The 17,463-nt window shown below is 57.8% G+C and carries 9 protein-coding genes; 8 read left to right on the forward strand and 1 reads right to left on the reverse strand.

The window, feature by feature from the left end; genetic code table 11:
• The first annotated feature begins 151 nt into the window (after positions 1 to 151).
• The 8 genes from L1A08_RS20075 to L1A08_RS20110 all read left to right on the forward strand — a co-directional run bounded on the left by L1A08_RS20075 (position 152) and on the right by L1A08_RS20110 (position 16,419).
• The gene (locus L1A08_RS20075; protein ID WP_238758322.1) at positions 152 to 3,460 is read left to right on the forward strand and encodes a sulfatase-like hydrolase/transferase; all 3,309 of its coding nucleotides are present in this window, start codon (positions 152 to 154) and stop codon (positions 3,458 to 3,460) included.
• Positions 3,461 to 3,501: 41 nt separating this feature from the next.
• Positions 3,502 to 4,887, forward strand: a complete 1,386-nt coding sequence (locus L1A08_RS20080) for a sulfatase family protein (RefSeq protein ID WP_238758323.1) — start codon at positions 3,502 to 3,504, stop codon at positions 4,885 to 4,887.
• Between the two features lie 512 nt (positions 4,888 to 5,399).
• Complete coding sequence (locus L1A08_RS20085) at positions 5,400 to 8,138, forward strand: DUF4838 domain-containing protein (protein ID WP_390896943.1); 2,739 nt, start codon at positions 5,400 to 5,402, stop codon at positions 8,136 to 8,138.
• Between the two features lie 55 nt (positions 8,139 to 8,193).
• Complete coding sequence (locus L1A08_RS20090) at positions 8,194 to 8,673, forward strand: hypothetical protein (protein ID WP_238758325.1); 480 nt, start codon at positions 8,194 to 8,196, stop codon at positions 8,671 to 8,673.
• 332 nt (positions 8,674 to 9,005) lie between these two features.
• Positions 9,006 to 9,764 carry a M90 family metallopeptidase gene (locus tag L1A08_RS20095; protein WP_238758326.1) on the forward strand — a complete coding sequence of 253 codons (759 nt, stop codon included), beginning with the start codon at positions 9,006 to 9,008 and terminating at the stop codon, positions 9,762 to 9,764.
• 446 nt (positions 9,765 to 10,210) lie between these two features.
• On the forward strand, positions 10,211 to 12,040 hold the full coding sequence (locus L1A08_RS20100; RefSeq protein ID WP_238758327.1) for an alpha/beta hydrolase family protein: 1,830 nt from the start codon (positions 10,211 to 10,213) through the stop codon (positions 12,038 to 12,040).
• Positions 12,041 to 12,108: 68 nt separating this feature from the next.
• A complete protein-coding gene (locus L1A08_RS20105; RefSeq protein ID WP_261362992.1) occupies positions 12,109 to 15,000 on the forward strand; it encodes a PVC-type heme-binding CxxCH protein in 2,892 nt (963 codons plus the stop codon).
• A gap of 9 nt (positions 15,001 to 15,009) precedes the next feature.
• Positions 15,010 to 16,419 (forward strand): N,N-dimethylformamidase beta subunit family domain-containing protein, encoded by a 1,410-nt coding sequence (locus tag L1A08_RS20110; protein WP_238758329.1) that lies wholly within the window; start codon positions 15,010 to 15,012, stop codon positions 16,417 to 16,419.
• A 101-nt stretch (positions 16,420 to 16,520) separates the two neighbouring features.
• On the opposite strand, the gene L1A08_RS20115 is transcribed toward L1A08_RS20110, so the two are convergent.
• The gene (locus L1A08_RS20115) at positions 16,521 to 17,438 is read right to left on the reverse strand and encodes a PIG-L deacetylase family protein (protein ID WP_238758330.1); all 918 of its coding nucleotides are present in this window, start codon (positions 17,436 to 17,438) and stop codon (positions 16,521 to 16,523) included.
• Positions 17,439 to 17,463: the final 25 nt, after the last annotated feature.

The raw sequence follows: 17,463 nt of genomic DNA on the forward strand, positions 1-17,463 counted from the left end.
GGAGATCATTTGACGCCGGAACATTCGCGTCGAGCGATTGAAAGAATCGCAGTCGGCCAACCATTGCAAATCGATTGAATACTTTATGAATTCACCGCTGATCCCCCGTTTGTCTCCACGAACGCTCTTGCCGCTACTGCTACTCGTTGCCATGAGTAGCATCAGTGCACACGCAGCGGAGTCGAAGCCCAATGTGGTTTTCATCCTTGCCGATGATCTCGGCTGGAGCGACACAACGCTGTTTGGGACGACGAACTTCTACAAAACCCCGAATATCGAACGACTTGCACAGCGAGGCATGACATTCACCCGGGCTTATTCCTCAAGCCCGTTATGTTCACCGACGCGGGCGAGTGTGCTCACGGGACTCAGTCCGGCACGGCATGGCATCACTGCTCCGACTTGCCATTTGCCGAAAGTCATCCTGAAGCCGGTGCAGGCGACGAGCGGGCCGCCGAACAGGTTTGCGACACTGCCAGAATCGGCGTCGCGGCTCGACACCAGCTACTACACACTGGCGGAGATGTTCCAGGACAACGGCTACGCGACCGGGCACTTTGGCAAATGGCATCTCGGGCATGAGCCCTACTCGCCGCTGGAACATGGATTCGATGTCGATGTGCCGCACCATCCGGGGCCGGGACCTGCGGGGAGCTATGTCGCTCCGTGGAAGTTTAAGGACTTCGATCATGATCCCGACATTCCGGATGAGCACATTGAAGACCGGATGGCCCGGGAAGCTGTCAGCTTCATGGAGAAGCATGCAGACAGGCCGTTCTTTCTGAACTACTGGATGTTCAGCGTGCATGCGCCTTTCGACGCGAAGCAGCCCTTGATTGACAAATACCGTGAACAGGTCGATCCGAAAGACCCGCAACGCAGCCCCACTTACGCGGCGATGATTGAGAGCATGGATGATGCGGTAGGCACGCTGCTCGACACACTCGACAGGCTGAAACTCGCGGACAACACGATCATCATCTTCGCCTCGGACAATGGCGGGAACATGTACAATGAAGTCGATGGAACGACCGCGACGAGCAATGCCCCCTTGCGCGGCGGCAAGGCGACCATGTACGAAGGTGGTATGCGAGGTCCAGCGATTATCGTGCAGCCGGGTTCGATTGAGACCGGTTCGCGAAGTGACGAGATCATTCAAAGCAGCGACTTCTATCCAACGCTGCTCGAAATGCTGTCGATCGACGCTCAACCGAATCAGGAGTTTGACGGCATCAGCATTGTTCCGGCTCTGCAGGGCAGGTCGCTCAGTCGAGAAGCGATCTTCACCTACTTCCCGCATGCCCCGGGCGTTCCGGACTGGCTGCCGCCCTCAGTCAGCGTTCACAAAGGCGACTGGAAACTGATCCGCATCTTTCACGGCGGCGAGAACCGGAAACACCGATACAAGTTGTTCAATCTCAGGGACGACGTCGGCGAACAACACAACCTCGCAGGCGAGTTCCCGGAACTGGTGAAGCAACTCGACGCACTGATTGAACAGCACCTCGCCGACACTCAGGCCGTGCGCCCGTTGCCGAATCCCAGATTTGATCCGTCGAAGTACGACGTCACGCAGGAAGGGAATGCTGGACTCAAAGGCAGCGGAAAGCCTCCGAAGAAAAAGGCAGCGTCTCCGACCGCAAAACCTGTCGCGGGATGGCGGCCGGGCGGAACCTGCACATTGTCAGCATCGAAGACTGGGCTGCTGGTCAACAGTTCGGGCAATGACCCTTATCTGAGCCATCGTCTGCCGAGGCCAATCGACGAAACGTCGTTCACTTTGCACATCACAATGACCTCGGATGCGAGTGGCAGGGGGCAAGTCTTCTGGCAGGAACAGGCAGCCGGTCCATTCACGGCTGAGCGCAGCCATCCCTTCGATGTCGAACACGACGGCACGGCGCACGAGTACGCCATCAAGTTCACAACAAGGAGTCCGCTGCTCGCTGTGCGAATCGATCCCTCAAGTGGTCAGGGCACGATCGAAATCTCCGACATTCGACTGGTCGGCGAGGACGGTGCGACGCACTACAGCCTGAAGTTGCCGACCGCGCCCGCCGTATCGATCAATCGCGAGCGAAAGCCCAACGTCATTGTGGTTTTCACAGATGACCATGGTTACGCTGATCTGAGCTGTCAGGGCATTTTCGACGACGTGAAGACGCCGCACATGGATGCCCTTGCGGCAGGCGGCGTCCGCATGACGGACGGCTACTGCACGGCGCCGCAGTGTGTTCCTTCGCGGGGGGGACTGATCAGCGGTCAGTACCAGACGAAGTGGGGACTGGAGTCGAATCCGCAGTTTCAGGACGCGGAAGTCATGAAGCGTTTCGATGCACTCGAAACGATCCCCGAACGACTGAAGCGGGCGGGTTACGTTACAGGCATGGCCGGCAAATGGCATCTTGGGCCGAACCGGGCCGACATGATCGCCGCGCATGGATTTGACAAGGCCTTTCACAAGCACAGCAACGGGCCGGGCCATTGGAATATGAACCTCGACGGCGAAGACATCGAAGCTCAGGAGCAAAAGGGCGGCGACTATCACCTCGATATGATTTCAGACTTTGCCTGCACCTTTATCGATCGCTTTCACGACAAGCCGTTTTTCTTCTATCTCGCCTGCCGCGCACCGCATGTTCCTCTCGACGCTCCACAGCGTTACCTCGACCGCTTTCCCGGCGAGATGCCCGAGCGTCGTCGTCAGGCACTTGCGATGCTGTCCGCCGTCGATGACGGTGTCGGTCAGATTATGAGCACGCTGCGAAAGCATGAACTCGAAGAAGATACGCTCATCTTCGTTATTGGCGACAACGGAGCACCGCTTAAGATTCACAAGATCGATGCTCCCGGCGGCGGTCCCGGCTGGGATGGTTCGCTCAACGATCCTATGAACGGTGAAAAAGGGATGCTGACCGAGGGCGGAATTCGTGTTCCCTTCGTCGTTCACTGGAAGGGAACGATCCCCGGTGGTCAAACCTGTTCGCATCCCGTTATCGCTCTCGATGTCGGCGCGACAGCCTGCGCACTTGCCGGCCTGCCCGATGATCCGGCTCTCGACGGGGTCAACCTGATCCCCTACCTGACTGGACAGAATGAGGAGGTTCCGCACGAAGTGCTCTACTGGCGGTGGCTCGGTCAGTCAGCCATCCGCAAGGGAAAGTGGAAATACCTGCGCAGCGACACCCGTGAGTATCTCTTCGATCTGGAAGCGGACTTCGAGGAGACGAACAACCTTTTGAAGAGTTCGCCGGAGTTAGCGGCATCGCTGCACGCCGACTTGAAGGTTTGGGCGGACACGCAGTCTCCCCCTGGCATCTGGGCCATGAAGTCGGAAGGCATGAGCCGCAATGCCGCAGAATTTTATGACTGGTACATCGAGGGAATTCGGGATGTGCCTACTCCGGCGGCTAACCCGCAGCAACGGCGAGGCGCCAGGAAAAGTAGGAAGGCTAATTAGTGAGGCGTCTACTAATTCAAATCGGCTCGGTCCTGTGTGTCATGCTTGCGAGTGCTGCGAATGCGACCGAGCATCCCAACATTCTGTTTGTCCTGACGGAAGATCAAGGCGCGCACTTGAGCCTGCTTGGCACGCCGGGACTGAACACGCCTCATATGGATGCGCTGGCGACATCCGGAACGTACTTCACCAACGCTTTTGTCGCATACCCCGTTTGCTCGGCATCTAAAGCGGCCCTTTTCACCGGGCTGCACAGCCACACGAATGGCATTCTGAACAATACGCACAACTTCCATAAGCCGGCTGCTCAGGTCACGGATCCCGAGCGGAACCTCAAGCTCGCTCGCATCAATCGCGTACGCAGCGAGTTCCTGACCCTGACCGAGATTCTGAAAGCCAACGGATATTACCAGGGAGTCACGCACAAGCTGCACGTGTTACCCAACGAGAAGTTTCCATACGACGAGTTTCTACACGGCTCGCGGGCGGAGATATCGGGTTTCATCAGGAACGCAGCTTCGCGAAAGCAGCCGTGGTTTCTGATGGTCAATATCCCGAACTCACATCGACCGTACCCGAACAGCGACAAGACTCCGATCCGTGTCAATCCAGATGAAATCAGGTTGCCGGCGTTCCTGCCGGACTCGCCCGCCGTTCGCAAGGACTGGGCCGAGTATCTGGCTGCAGTCGAACAGGCGGATGCATTGACCGGTCAGGCTCTGGAGGTGCTCAGGCAATCCGGCCAGAACGACAACACCATCGTCTTCTTCATGAGCGATCACGGGCCGACATTTCAGCACGGCAAGATGACACTGTACGACCTTGGCCTGCGGGTGCCGCTGATGGTTCGCGGGTCGGGCATACGGCAGGGATCCGTCTGCGACGAACTGGTCAGTGAACTCGATTTGCTTCCGACCATTCTGGAACTGTGCGGCATCCAACAGACATTCGACTATCCGCTTCACGGTCACTCGATCAAAGGCTTGCTGACAGGAGCCACGAACGCAAAGGGACACGACTACATTTTTGCGGAGATTTCCAATCGAGGCCCACTGCCTAACGACGGGATGCAGGAACGCAGCGTCTTCGACGGTCGCTGGAAGCTGATTTATCGCGAGAACGTGGAAGCCGCGTGGCGGCACGTGAACGCCGATAGTCGCCAGTTCAAAGTCTGGGGCAATCGCACGTACGCGGAAACGATTCGGCTGAAAGACACGTTCCCACGGCAGTACCAGATCCTCGCCGAAATGGACCCGCAGAACCTCGGCGGGACTGTGCCGACTCTGGAACTGTACGACCTCGCATCTGACCCGGACGAAATGCAGAGCTTCGCGGCGGTCGCCGAGCATCAAGGCAAACGGGAACAGCTACTGGACGCGTTGCGGAAATGGATTAACGAGACTAATGACCCGGCTGTGAATCCATAACTCTCTCGAGCAGTTATTTCCCCCCCCCTTTCACGAAACTTGCGCGTGAACTTCCCCTCGACGTGAGAACGTACAACATGAAAAAGATACTCGCCGTCATCGCTGCGATCGTGCTCGCTCCGCCTTTGGCATCGCGCGCCTCCGACGCAGTCATCGTCGAAGAGGGTCAACCACGGGCGGAGATCGTCATTTCTGCCAGCCCCTCACGCATGCAGCGGGTTGCGGCACATGAATTTCGGAGGAACATCGAGAAGATCAGCGGTGCGAGACTGCCCATCGTCACCGCACCGAGCGGGCGAGCCGTGAAGATCTTCATCGGCGCAAGCCCGCAGAATCCTGTGAACGCAGAGGGTTTGAAGGACGGCGCGTATCGCATCGCAACGGGAGAGGACTGGATGGCGCTTGTCGGCGACGACAGCGAGTTCACGCCCCGGGAGCCATTTGCGAAGAACAACGGCGACATCCCGCGGGCACAGGCAGAGTGGGAGCAGATCGTTGGGGCACCGTACGGAATGCCGGCTCGCGGTCTTTACAAGAATCGCCTTCGACTGCCCGGCGAGACAGGGAAGCCCGACGGCGTGATCACGGAGCCGAAAGAGGTGCTTGAAATCTGGGGGCTCGACGAACGCGGCAGCTTCAACGCGGTTTGCGGTTACTTTCGCAAGCTCGGCGCACGCTGGTATCTGCCGGGCGAACTGGGCGAAGTGCTGCCGTCGATGAGTACGATTCCGCTGCCGCGGATCAATGAAACCGAGCAACCAGACTTTCCATTGCGGCAGTTCAATTTCCGCTTCAGCACCGCAGGTCCAGAGACTTCGATGTGGGTCATGCGGCTCGGTCTGCGTAACGATGAGCAACTGCAGATCGCTCACGGCATTTCCACAATGACGAACCATCAGGCTGTCTTTGACGCACATCCGGACTGGTTCGCGATCTACGGCGGCAAGACCGATTTCAAGCCAGGCGACTCGAAGTGCCAGGTCTGCTACTCCAACGACGAGCTTTTCGATGAGACCGTACGCTGGGCGCGAACGGTGCTCGACACCTACGAGTTTGAAACCGTCTCCATTATGCCTCCGGACGGCTACACCGCGATCTGCCAATGCGAGAAGTGCAAAGGCAAGGACTCGCCTGATCGCAACGAGCGCGGTCTGCTTAGCGACCACGTGTGGGACTTCGTCAATCGCGTGGCGAAGGAGATCGCGATAACGCATCCGCGCGCCAAGGTGCTGAATTGTGCCTATGGCGTCTACACGCTGCCACCGTTGAAGATCGAGAAACTCGAACCGAACGTGCAGGTGTGCATCGTCGGTGGTCGCCGTCCGATCAACAAACGCGGCGTCAAAGGCGAGGGTGAATCCGCGCCGGACGCGTTGCGTGCCGCATGGCTGAAGAAGACCGACAATCCACTGCTGATCTTCGAGAACTATCCCTTCACTGGCCGTGGCTGGTATCTGCCCAGTTTCGCCGCGCATGCGATCGGCGACACCGTCAGCGCGACTAAGGGCATCTCGGGGGGCGAGGACATTTGGCTCAGCGTGGCCCAGGATTTCGCCACGAAAGACATCGGCTTCAATCACTTCCTGGTCTACTTCACCGCCCGGATGTACTGGGGCGGCACGGATGCGAATGTGGACACGATGCTGCGCGAATACTGCCGCCTGTTCTACGGCCCCGCCGAGAAAGAGATGCTCACATTCTTCAACTTCTGCGAGGCGAACTGGCAAGCGATGGATAAGGATAAGGCGAAGGCTGATGAAGCACTCACGCTCTTCGCCAATGCAAAGACGAAAGTTGATCCCGTCAGCGTATATGGTCAACGTATTGCCCTGATAGACGACTATCTCAAAGGTTTGCGCATGAAGACCGAGCAACTCGGCCAGAAACGCGGTCCCGTGCCCAAGGTGCGGCTGGTCGGGGATGCGCACGATATCATCATTGATGGCAAGCTCGACGACGAGTACTGGCAGACATGCCCCGTTGCCGCCACGGGAACATTTCGCGAGCTGCAAACCGGTCGCACGCCCATCTTCGGCACATCGTTCAAGGCCGGCTGGCAGGGGAGCAATCTATACTTCGCCTTTCGTTGCAACGAGCAACCTGGCGAGAAACCTGTCACGGCATCGACTCGAGATGACGATCAGGCCATCTGGCACGGCGATCTGATCGAGATCGAGCTGGCCACCGAAATGCACTCGTATTATCAGATCGCCATCAGTCCCGCCGGCCACCTCGTCGATCTCGATCGAGGGGCGGCCAAAGGACAATGGATCGGCTGGGACTCGAAGGCCGAAGTCGCCACGCACATCGCCGACGATCACTGGACGGTCGAGATCCGCTTCCCCGTCACGACGGACGAAAACGATCCGCTGAATCAGGTGGTCGGTCGGCATCCTACGCAAAGTCTGCCATGGCATATCAACCTTTGCCGCCAGCGTATCCGCGAGGACGGCCGGGAGCTGAGTGCCCTCTCTCCGACCGGAACGCCGGGTTTCCACGAGCCGATGAAGTTCGCGCACTTCTACGATGGAAGGTCGCATCAGTTCGAGGCCGATCCGGGCGTCACCGACTTCGTAATTGGTTTCCAGAAAGCCGCGAAAGCTCGTAAGGCTGCGGACTTTCTCGCACTCGCCGAGTTGGAGAACATCACCGATCTGCAAAAAGCAGCCGCGCTGGAGCAAGCCGCGCTGCTCGACAAAGCCAGCGCTGCTGCCATCATCCCTCGAATTCCGATCGAAGCCGTAAAGAAAACCGCACAGATGCAGAGTCTTCTCACGCACGGCAAGGCGTTGGAACTGATTTCGCAATTTTCCGAGGAAGATTTGACTCGCTGGCCCTTCTGGAAGCGCGGAGACGGTTACCACTTACGCGGGCGAGCCTACTCGGTCGTCAAAGATGGTACCAGAGCCGAAGCCGATCTCACAGAGGCGCTCCAGTGGATCAGCGACCCTCGGACGCGTAATTCTCTGTTACTCACGCTCGGCTGGAATCGTGAACACAACCTCGGCGACGACGACAGAGCATTAGAATCATTCAGCGCCATCGTCGGCGGCCGTGAGCGGATTGGCGGCGCGGATGAATACGGTGCGTTGCAGGGCATCGCCCGAATACTGACCCGGCGCGGTCAATATGACGAAGCCCTTCGCACTCTGAACCGGGCCGAGCCTGACAAGCTGAAAGGCACGTGGCGGGAAAACATCCGCAAGTCACTTGAAGCGGTCAACGAAGCGAAACGCGAAGACGCCAAATGAACATCGCACATTTACAACTGAGATCAGAATCGATCCTCCCATTAAATGGATGTGGATGGAGCACTGGCTCGACTGGAGCGAATCAGCGGGCCGGCTTCACGAACTCATGGTTGGCGACAGCAACGGGGATGGTCTGAGCGATATCTTTGCTCGCTCCGCCGACGGTTGGTGGCACGCAGCAGAGTCGACAGGAAGTTCATTCGTGGACCGCCCACTGGCCGAATGGTACGCGGCTCTCGATTGGCGTTATGTGCATATTGGAAGTTTTGCAGTAACGCTTCCGCTACCTGCGAATGCAACGACCCCGGAAAGCATCGTGCCTCGGTCTCCGTCAGCTCTCACAAGTACGGATGACACAACGTCGCTCGTCACTCGCTGGGCTGGCAATCCGAGTATCCCCGCCAAGTCGCTCCTTACGGCAGAATCAATGCCGTTACAGACATTGTCTTCCGAAGAAGGCGAATGGAGAGAGTCCGACTATGATGAGTTCAGCCGAGTTGACCTGCTCCAGTATCTCGACGGAATCAGGCGGTAACTGAGTCGGGTGACAGAGCTCGTCAGCAGATCGTTCTGCTTCGTCTGACAACAAAGAGCCGAAGCATCGTCCTGTTCCCTGTCGTTGGCCGAACCTGCTTCGGCGAGACAGAGGAAGTGGTTCTCCTGCATCGGATGACTCCAGAGAACGCGAACTCGACCAGGGTTCGGGCTGTTGCGGGGTGTTCGCGACGGCCCGCGCGGATATGATCACGACGACGCGAAGGAGGTCATTCACGCTATTGGCAGGAATCCAGGAATCGGGTTCCGGCGAGATCTCTCAGTATGACCATGACCGCATCATGGTCGCATTGTCACCTTGGAGGGACATCCGTGTGGAATTTGTTGCGGGCGATTGTACGCCCTGAGGATAAATCGAGTCCGTTGCCCGATACGTGGCAGCAAATCCTGAAAGTGAATGTTCCCTATCGGAATTCGTTGAGCGTGGAGATGAGGGAACGGCTCGACGCGGGGATCAGGCGGTTCGTCGAACACAAGTATTGGGAGGGGTGCAATGGACTGTCCGTGACCGACGAGCATCGTCTGACGATTGCGGGACATGCAATGAGACTGACGCTGGGGTTCGACGACGATCACTTCGACGATGTCAAAAGCATACTACTCTATCCGACGACGTATCGAGCCGTGACGAAAGACCACATCGGCAGCGGAGTCATCATTGAAGGTCAGTCCGACAGACTCGGCGAAGCATGGTACCGCGGACCGGTGATTCTGGCCTGGTCTGACATTCAGGATGAGATCGCACAATCGCCGTCGAAACGAAACGTCATTCTGCATGAGTTCGCACACCAGCTGGATTTTCGCAATGGGCGAGATGCTGATGGAGTTCCTCCCATCGAATCAGAGACGGATGCCGAGCGCTGGTTGGATGTCATGAGACAGGGGTTTGAGCGGCTTTGTGACGATTGCCGTCATCGACGCAGGCCGGTTCTCGACTGCTACGGCACCACGAATCGCGCTGAGTTCTTCGCGGTCGCGACGGAAGCGTTCTTTGAGACGCCGGAAGACCTGAAGCGGGACTGGCCCGAGTTGCATGCCGAACTCCGTCGGTTCTTTCGACAGGACCCGTAGCAGGCCGGATAGGTTGTCATTCTGAGGCCAAAGCGGTGTAAACACGCGATCTGCGCCCAGTGGACGGAAAGACGGGGCGGCTCCATCTGGGGCACCTGCTGCTCCAAGTCCTCCGAAGACGACGATCGCAATCCCGCGTCCATGGCAGGTTAAAGCCGCCGAGGCACGCGCGGCAGTGAGCGAGTCATTGCCGGCATCGCACAAGAACAGTCTTATGCTATGCTGCCGATACTTTTGGGGCAGGCAGACGCAGTGAGTCCGTTCGCATGAGCACATTGTGTCCGTCGAAGACTTTGCACTCGAGTTGACACGACAACTGCGCCGAGTGCGTGGATCGCTTGTCGTTTGTGTTTTCGAAGCGGTCGACGCTGTCGGTCTGAACCTGTCTCCGATCAAGACGGCGATGTTCGTCCTCCTGCCTTCTTTCGAGAATCTGCGGAGATGTTATGCGAGTTGCTCAACTTCTTTTGGTGTTGTTCGTCGTCTGCTGCATCAGCCCTGTTGCCGGTGCGGAGGAGATTCCACAAACCGTCGCGACACTTCGGTCGGACTTCGATCCCCGGCAGGATGCACTCGACACCAGGGTCGTGCGGGAGTGGGAGGCGGACGGCATCGTTTACCGCTATGTCACGTTTCACATCGGCACGTTCAAAGGCAAACCGTCTCGCATGGCGGCGTTCTTCGCCTTCCCCAACGGGGCAGTGAAGCTGCCGGGTTTGTTGCACCTGCATGGGGGTGGTCAACGGGCGTTTCTGCACGAAGTCGACTTCTACGCCAGGCGCGGCTACGCGTGCCTGTCGATCAACTGGGGTGGACGAGAGATGGAACGGGCGAATGCAGGCGACCCGAACACCGACTGGGGAGCCGTCGATCCGACTCAGCAGAACGTGCCCGGCTACTTCAATCTGAAGCCCGGTGACAAATACCTTGATCCGGTCGAGTCGCCTCGAAACAACAACTGGTATTTGCTGACGCTGGCGGCCAGACGGGGACTGACGTTCCTAGAGCAGCAGCCCGAAGTTGATCCCGACAGACTCGGCGTCTACGGCCATTCGATGGGCGGAAATCTCACCGTGTACGTCGCTGGGACTGATGATCGAGTGAAAGTCGCCGCTCCGTCTGTTGGTGGCTCGGGCTTCCGCACCCGGCGCTGGCCTCTTCTGCCTGAACAGCGAAAGCAGACGCCCAATGGAGACGTGGGACTGTTCGATGCCACGATTGGTTTTGAGTCATATGCTCCGCACATCAACGCTCCGCTGCTGTGGCTGGGGGCGACGAACGATTTCCACGGCATCATGGACGACACCTATCGCACAGGCGAACTGATCCCTCACCAGAATGTTCGCTATGTATTCACGCCGCACATGAATCATCGATTCACACCGGAGTTCGCTGTGGCGAGGCCGCTCTGGATCGACCAGTATCTCAAAGGGGAATTCACGTTTCCCCGAACACCGGAGTCGAAGCTCGTGCTGACGGCCGAGGATGGCATTCCCGTGCTTCACTGCACGCCCGACACTTCGCTGCCCATCGAGCGAGTCCAACTGTTGTATTCCGTCGATCCCGACCCGCAGGCCCGGTTCTGGCGAACTGCTGAAGCGACGAATGACGGGAAGATGTGGACCGCAAAGCTGCCCATCTTGAACGTCGGGCAGCCACTCTTCGCCTTTGCCAATGTCTACTACACGATTCCCACGAGTGCAGCGGCTCCTCGATCCCAGCCGACCGATACGCTCGCGATCAGTTCGATGCTGCATACGGCGACTCCTGATGACCTGTGCCGGGCAGGAGCGAATGCTACGGACAAAAGAAGCACTTTGATCGACGACTTCTCAAATCGCTGGCAGGACTGGTACACGCTCTCGTCGAACAACCCGCATCACTGGGAATACTCGACTCGCAAGCTCAACGATCCCAGGTGGCAGGGGCAGCCCGATCAGAAGCTTACACTTGAGGTGCAGGCAGAGCGGGAGAATGAACTGGTGATCGTGCTGACGGAGAACTTCTTCCGGTCATATCGAGGCAAATCGAAAGAGTTTGCGGCCGTCGTGAAGCTCAACGGCGGCGAGCCGGAAACGATCGCCCTGACGCCAGCTGATTTCACCACGGCAGCGGGCGAGAAGTTGTCGTCGTGGCAGAATGTCGATCTGCTGAGTTTGCGTGCCTATTTTGACAAGGACGGCACTCTGCTGGGCAGCAGGAGCTGGGCAGGGAAGCAGCCGGCATTCAAAAAACTGTGGTGGCAGTCCCACGACTATGATGCGCGCGTCAATTAGGTCAGAATGCTGCTCGAGCCTCAGCGGGCTGTCGACACGCGTGCCCCTTCGAAAGCAGAAAGTAAGCGATGAAGGCGAGACCTTTTTCAGTCGGTAGAATTGCATTGGCCGTTTTCCTAGCTGCCAGTCTCCAGCCAGGCGATGCAGTTGCAGGGCCACTTGAAGAGATCGAGGTGGCTGCCGGATTTGAAGTCAGTCTGGTTGCAGCCGAGCCGCTTGTGATGGACCCGGTTGATCTCGACTGGGGGCCGGATGGGAAGCTCTGGGTGGTGGAGATGGCCGATTATCCCATGGGGATGGATGGCCAGGGATCACGGGGTGGGCGGATTCGCGTTCTTGAAGATCGGAATCAAGACGGCACTTACGAAACGTCCACGTTGTTTGCCGAGGGGCTGCAGACGCCAAACGGTCTGATCGTCTGGCGGGATGGAGTTCTTGTGACCGCTTGTCCTGACGTGCTGTATCTCAAGGATACCAACGGGGACAACCAGGCCGATGAGACACTGAAGCTGTTCTCCGGTTTCGGCGAAGGGAACGAACAGCACCGCGTGAACGGGTTGCGGTGGGGCCTCGACAACTGGCTTTATCTGGCCAATGGGGACAGCGGGGGAAAGATCGTCTCGCACCAGACCGGTGAGGTTCTGGAACTCGGCGGCTTCGATCTGAAAATTCGTCCCGATTCCGGTGAGATGGAATTCGTTTCCGGAAGAACGCAATTCGGTCGAAACCGAGACGACTGGGGAAACTGGTTTGGCTGCAACAACCCGAACCCCATCTTTCATTTCGTTCTTGATCAGAAGTACCTGGCGAGAAATCCTCACTTTGTTTCACCGCCCGCCCGCCGGGATATCTGCACAGGCGATTCGCGAGTGTATCCGATTGGTCCGATCATCAGTCATTGCGATCCGAAGTTCCGGGCGATCGGAGCGATTCCGAGATTTACATCGGCTTGCGGCGTTATCGCCTATCGGGACAATCTGTTCGGTTCGGAGTACGAAAACGTGACATTCACGAGCGAGCCTGTCTATAACATCGTCCACGCCCGCAAGCTCGTTCCGAACGGAGTGACATTCGAAAGCCACAAGCTGCACGAAGGCGAGGTGGAGTTTTTCCGTTCGAAAGATCCCTGGTCTCGACCAGCGGGACTGCGTATTGGACCGGACGGAGCTCTGTACGTGGCTGATATGGTCCGGGAAGTCATCGAGCATCCGGAATGGATCGCAGACGAGTTAGAGAAAACGCTCGACGTACGTTCCGGCGAGGAGTTGGGACGAATCTATCGTATCGCGCCGGTTGGGGCACCAACTCGTCCTTTCCAGTCCCTGGTCGAGTTAAGCCTCCATGACCTTGTCGCCGCCCTCGAATCGCCCAGTGGGTGGCAAAGAGATCTTGTACAGCGAATGTTGATCTGGCGCAATGATTCGGCTGCCGCGACCCTGTTGCAGCAACTCCTGCGGAATACCCCTATGCCTCAGGCTCGATTGCATGCTCTGTGCACACTCGATGGGCTCAATCTCTTAACGCTGGACGATGTGTTGACCGCGATGAACGACTCCCACTCCGGCGTCCGACGTCATGCCGTCCGATGTACCGAAGGCTTTCTCTCTCAATCTTTCGACACGGCACAACTCCGGGGGCCATTCACAAAGCTCGTCGATGATGAGGCGAGTGTCCGGCTTCAGCTGGCCTACACGCTCGGTGAGGTTCGCTCGGTGTGGACCGGAAAACTGCTGGCTGAGCTTCTGCGGCAGAGCGGGGGAGACGAGTATCAGATCGCCGCGGTGATGAGCAGTCTGAACGAGTCCAACATCGAGGACGTCTTTACGGAAACACGACGAACAGATCGCGACGCGGCCGAGGTGCCGCATCTCGCAGCGATCGCATTCAAGATGGGGAGGTCCAAGCCTGTCGCCACGTGGATTTCGGAAGTGCCATCCTCGCCAGCAACATGGGATGCGCTTGGGCTTTGGTATGATGAACTTGGCTCAACCCGAGGCAGGCTGAAGGACTTGCTGACCGAGAAAACTTCAGCTCAACTCCAGAGACTCATCGCGGATGCCCGGGAGTTCGTTCGAGACGATTCACAGCAACCGTCGGACCGGGCTGTGGCTACGAAAGTGCTCGGGTATGGGGCGGACAGTTACGACTCCGACGTCGAACTGCTTGCATCATTGCTTACGCCGCAGTCGCCACCACAGCTTCAGGAAGCCGCTGTGACGACCATGTTGCGAATTCCTCACTCGAACGTACCGAAGCAGCTGCTCTTATCGTGGAGCGGCCTGACTCCCGCTCTTCGAGGGCACATCGTTGAAGGAATTCTTTCGCGAGAAGCGTGGATTCCTTATCTGCTCGACGTCATCCAACGCGATGAGATCCCACGCAACGCACTGTCACTGGATCAGGCGCAGCGGTTGACGCAGCACCGTCGGCGTGAGATCAGCCATCAGGCCGCGTTGCTTCTGGAAAGAGTAGATCCGGATCGGGCAGCCGTGCTCAAGAACTATCAACCTGCTCTCGCCCTCGTCGATGCTGGTGGCCGATCTCTGGAGCGGGGGCAGATGCTCTTCCGTAAGAATTGCACATCGTGCCATCGCCTTCAGGAACAGGGTAGGAATATCGGGCCTGACCTGCATCGGTTGTTGAACCGATCTCCCGCGGCATTGCTGACGGCGATTCTCGACCCGAATGCGGCTGCGGAATCGAAGTACCTGCAGTACCAGGTCGTGACCGTGGAGGGGCAAATCTTCACAGGCGTTCTGCAGGAGGAAACTGCGACGAGTGTGACACTCGGCCTCGCGAACGGGGAAACGAAGACGATCGTGCGAGCTGAGATAGAACTGCTGAAGGGGACGAACAATTCCCTGATGCCGGTCGGTCTCGAGAAGGAGCTCTCTGTGGAGCAGCTTGCTGATCTCATCGTCTATTTGATTGATACGACTTCCAGAAATCAGGCAGAGTAGGGCGACGAAATGAATCGACTGGCGTTACTGATTCTTGCGATTGTGATCACGGGAGGACTCCCCGCGTGTGCCGAACAGATGCAGCCTCCCGGCGTGTTTGTGCTCGGTTATACGAACCAGCTTAGCTACGAGCCTGGAGAGAGTGTCTCCTTCCATTGTTCATCATCGGCTGAAACCTGCAATCTGACGATTGAGCGCGTCGGAGCAAAGCGGGAGCGTGTTCTCGAGAAAGAAGGAATCGAAGTGGCGCAGCATCCGATTCCGGATCGCGCTTCATCACACGGCTGCGAATGGCCCTTGTCGTTGAAGGTTGAGATTCCCGCCGACTGGAGAAGCGGTTACTACGAGGCCACTCTACGGGTGAGCGACCAGGGTCGTGAAGACGGAAATCGCGAGGCGAGCAGTTCGGTATTCTTTGTTGTGCGTGCGAGCGAGCCTGGTTCGACATCAAAGATTCTCCTGCAACTCGCAACGAATACGTACAACGCCTACACCAACTGGGGGGGACACTCTCTGTATTCCTACCACGATCGCGACGGGTTGCAGGGGCATCGGGTTTCATTCAATCGTCCTCAGTTTTCTCAGTTCGCGAAGTGGGAACTTCCGTTCGTTCAGTGGGCGGAGAAGAATGGCTTTGCACTGGAATACGCGGTCAATTCGGATCTCGAGTTTCGACCGGAACTGCTGAAGGCGTATCGGCTCGTCGTGAGCGTCGGACACGACGAGTACTGGTCTTCGCCAATGCGGGATCATCTTGAAGCGTTTATCGAAGACGGCGGGAACGTCGCGTTTTTTAGCGGCAATACCTGCTGCTGGCAGGTTCGCAGTGAAGACGAGGGACGAGCTCTCACGTGTTACAAGCAGTGGTACAACATCGATCCGATTTATCGCCGAGGCGACCACAAACTGCTGAGCACGCTTTGGGGACATCATCTGGTTGGTCGTCCCGAGAACGAGCTCACCGGAGTCGGCTTCTTGTTTGGGGGCTATCATCGCAGCCACGGACAGTTTATGGACGGTCCGGCCAGCTACGAGGTCCACCGTCCCGAACACTGGATCTTTTCGGGCACCGACTTGAAACGTGGAGATCGTTTCGGCGGTGAAGCGACGATCGTGGGGTACGAGTGCGATGGTTGCGAAATGGAATGGCAGGACGGATTGCCGTTTCCGACTCACCGAGACGGCACGCCCGAGACCTTTACGATTCTCGGCACGTGTCCGGCTCGCTGGCATCCCGGTGACAGCCTGTGGTATGCCGAATTCCCGGAAGATCGAGTAGGCGCGGCGACCCTCGGAGTCTACAGCCGAGGAGGAACCGTCTTCACCTGTGGCTCCACCGACTGGGCTCACGGCCTGACCGGCCAGACTCCGCTCGTCGAACAGATTACGAAAAACGTGCTGGAGCGATTGGGGCAGTGAGTTATGGGAATCAGTGCACGGGGCTCTAAAACAAATTCAAAAGTCGACTGCAGGAGAAGCATGAAAATGCTCTAATCTTCACGGCGAGAGTGAAGTCGCCGCTACTTGGATTCCGCATTCGGTTCCGGGAAGAACGGAAATAACTGGCGAATCTCATCAGGCGATGGCTGTCGGCCGTATTCGCAGATTTCGAACGCCTCGGCATATTTCACCTGCTGACCTTCCTCTTTGCCGTACCATTTGATGAGGGCCGAACGGTGATTGCTCGCCTCGGCTCCGGCTCGTCTGTCCCAGCGTTCCTTCAGCCATTCTTTGCGAAGGTCCGGTTTGGACGCCGGCGGTACTGTCGTCAGGTATTCTGGACCGGCCAGCGCTCCCCCTTCAAACACCTGTGACTCGAGAGCCGTCAGCGCTTCAACCTTCAGATCGAACACGTCGTCGATCGCCACTGCGATGTCGGCTTCAAAGGGATACGGCTTTTGAAAACGGTCACTTGAATACAGGAAAACCGGGTTTCTCTCCAGCGGCGGAGTGTCCGGACAGAAGAACGGGACTTGGACCATAAAGGCGGCGTCCTGTACCAGCACTCCGACATAACGGTGATCAGGGTGATAATCCCAGGGGCGGTGGGCGATGACAATATCGGCCTTCCATTCCCGGATCAGTCGAGTGATCGTCCTGCGATTCTCCAGCGTCGGCATCAATTCGCCATCGTGAATGTCAAGCACTTCCGACGTGACGCCGAGCCGTTTCGCGACCTCCGCCGACTCCGCGGTTCTTCGTTTGGCCAACTGCCCGCCGGACATCGCCCAGTGTCCGATATCCCCATTCGTCACCGAAACCAGCTTCACATGATGCCCTTGTTTGGCCCACATCGCCGCGGTGCCGCCGCTTTTGTACTCCGCGTCATCGGGATGAGCCCCGAAGCAGATAATGCGTAACTTGCCATCATCCTCCGCGTGAGCCAATGAAACGGTGATCGTCACAGAAGCCAGCAGAACAAGGCAAACTCTCAACATGGCAGGGGCTCCTTCTGGGGATAAC

Source organism: Rubinisphaera margarita, from assembly GCF_022267515.1.
Classification (GTDB): domain Bacteria; phylum Planctomycetota; class Planctomycetia; order Planctomycetales; family Planctomycetaceae; genus Rubinisphaera; species Rubinisphaera margarita.

Excerpts from the sequence above, each read along its gene's own strand:
- L1A08_RS20110 (WP_238758329.1), top strand. The coding sequence starts at position 15,010 with ATGAATCGACTGGCGTTACTGATTCTTGCGATTGTGATCACGGGAGGA.
- L1A08_RS20075 (WP_238758322.1), top strand. The coding sequence starts at position 152 with ATGAGTAGCATCAGTGCACACGCAGCGGAGTCGAAGCCCAATGTGGTT.
- L1A08_RS20100 (WP_238758327.1), top strand. The coding sequence starts at position 10,211 with ATGCGAGTTGCTCAACTTCTTTTGGTGTTGTTCGTCGTCTGCTGCATC.
- L1A08_RS20080 (WP_238758323.1), top strand. The coding sequence starts at position 3,502 with ATGCTTGCGAGTGCTGCGAATGCGACCGAGCATCCCAACATTCTGTTT.
- L1A08_RS20105 (WP_261362992.1), top strand. The coding sequence starts at position 12,109 with ATGAAGGCGAGACCTTTTTCAGTCGGTAGAATTGCATTGGCCGTTTTC.
- L1A08_RS20085 (WP_390896943.1), top strand. The coding sequence starts at position 5,400 with ATGCCGGCTCGCGGTCTTTACAAGAATCGCCTTCGACTGCCCGGCGAG.
- L1A08_RS20090 (WP_238758325.1), top strand. The coding sequence starts at position 8,194 with ATGGAGCACTGGCTCGACTGGAGCGAATCAGCGGGCCGGCTTCACGAA.
- L1A08_RS20115 (WP_238758330.1), bottom strand. The coding sequence starts at position 17,438 with ATGTTGAGAGTTTGCCTTGTTCTGCTGGCTTCTGTGACGATCACCGTT.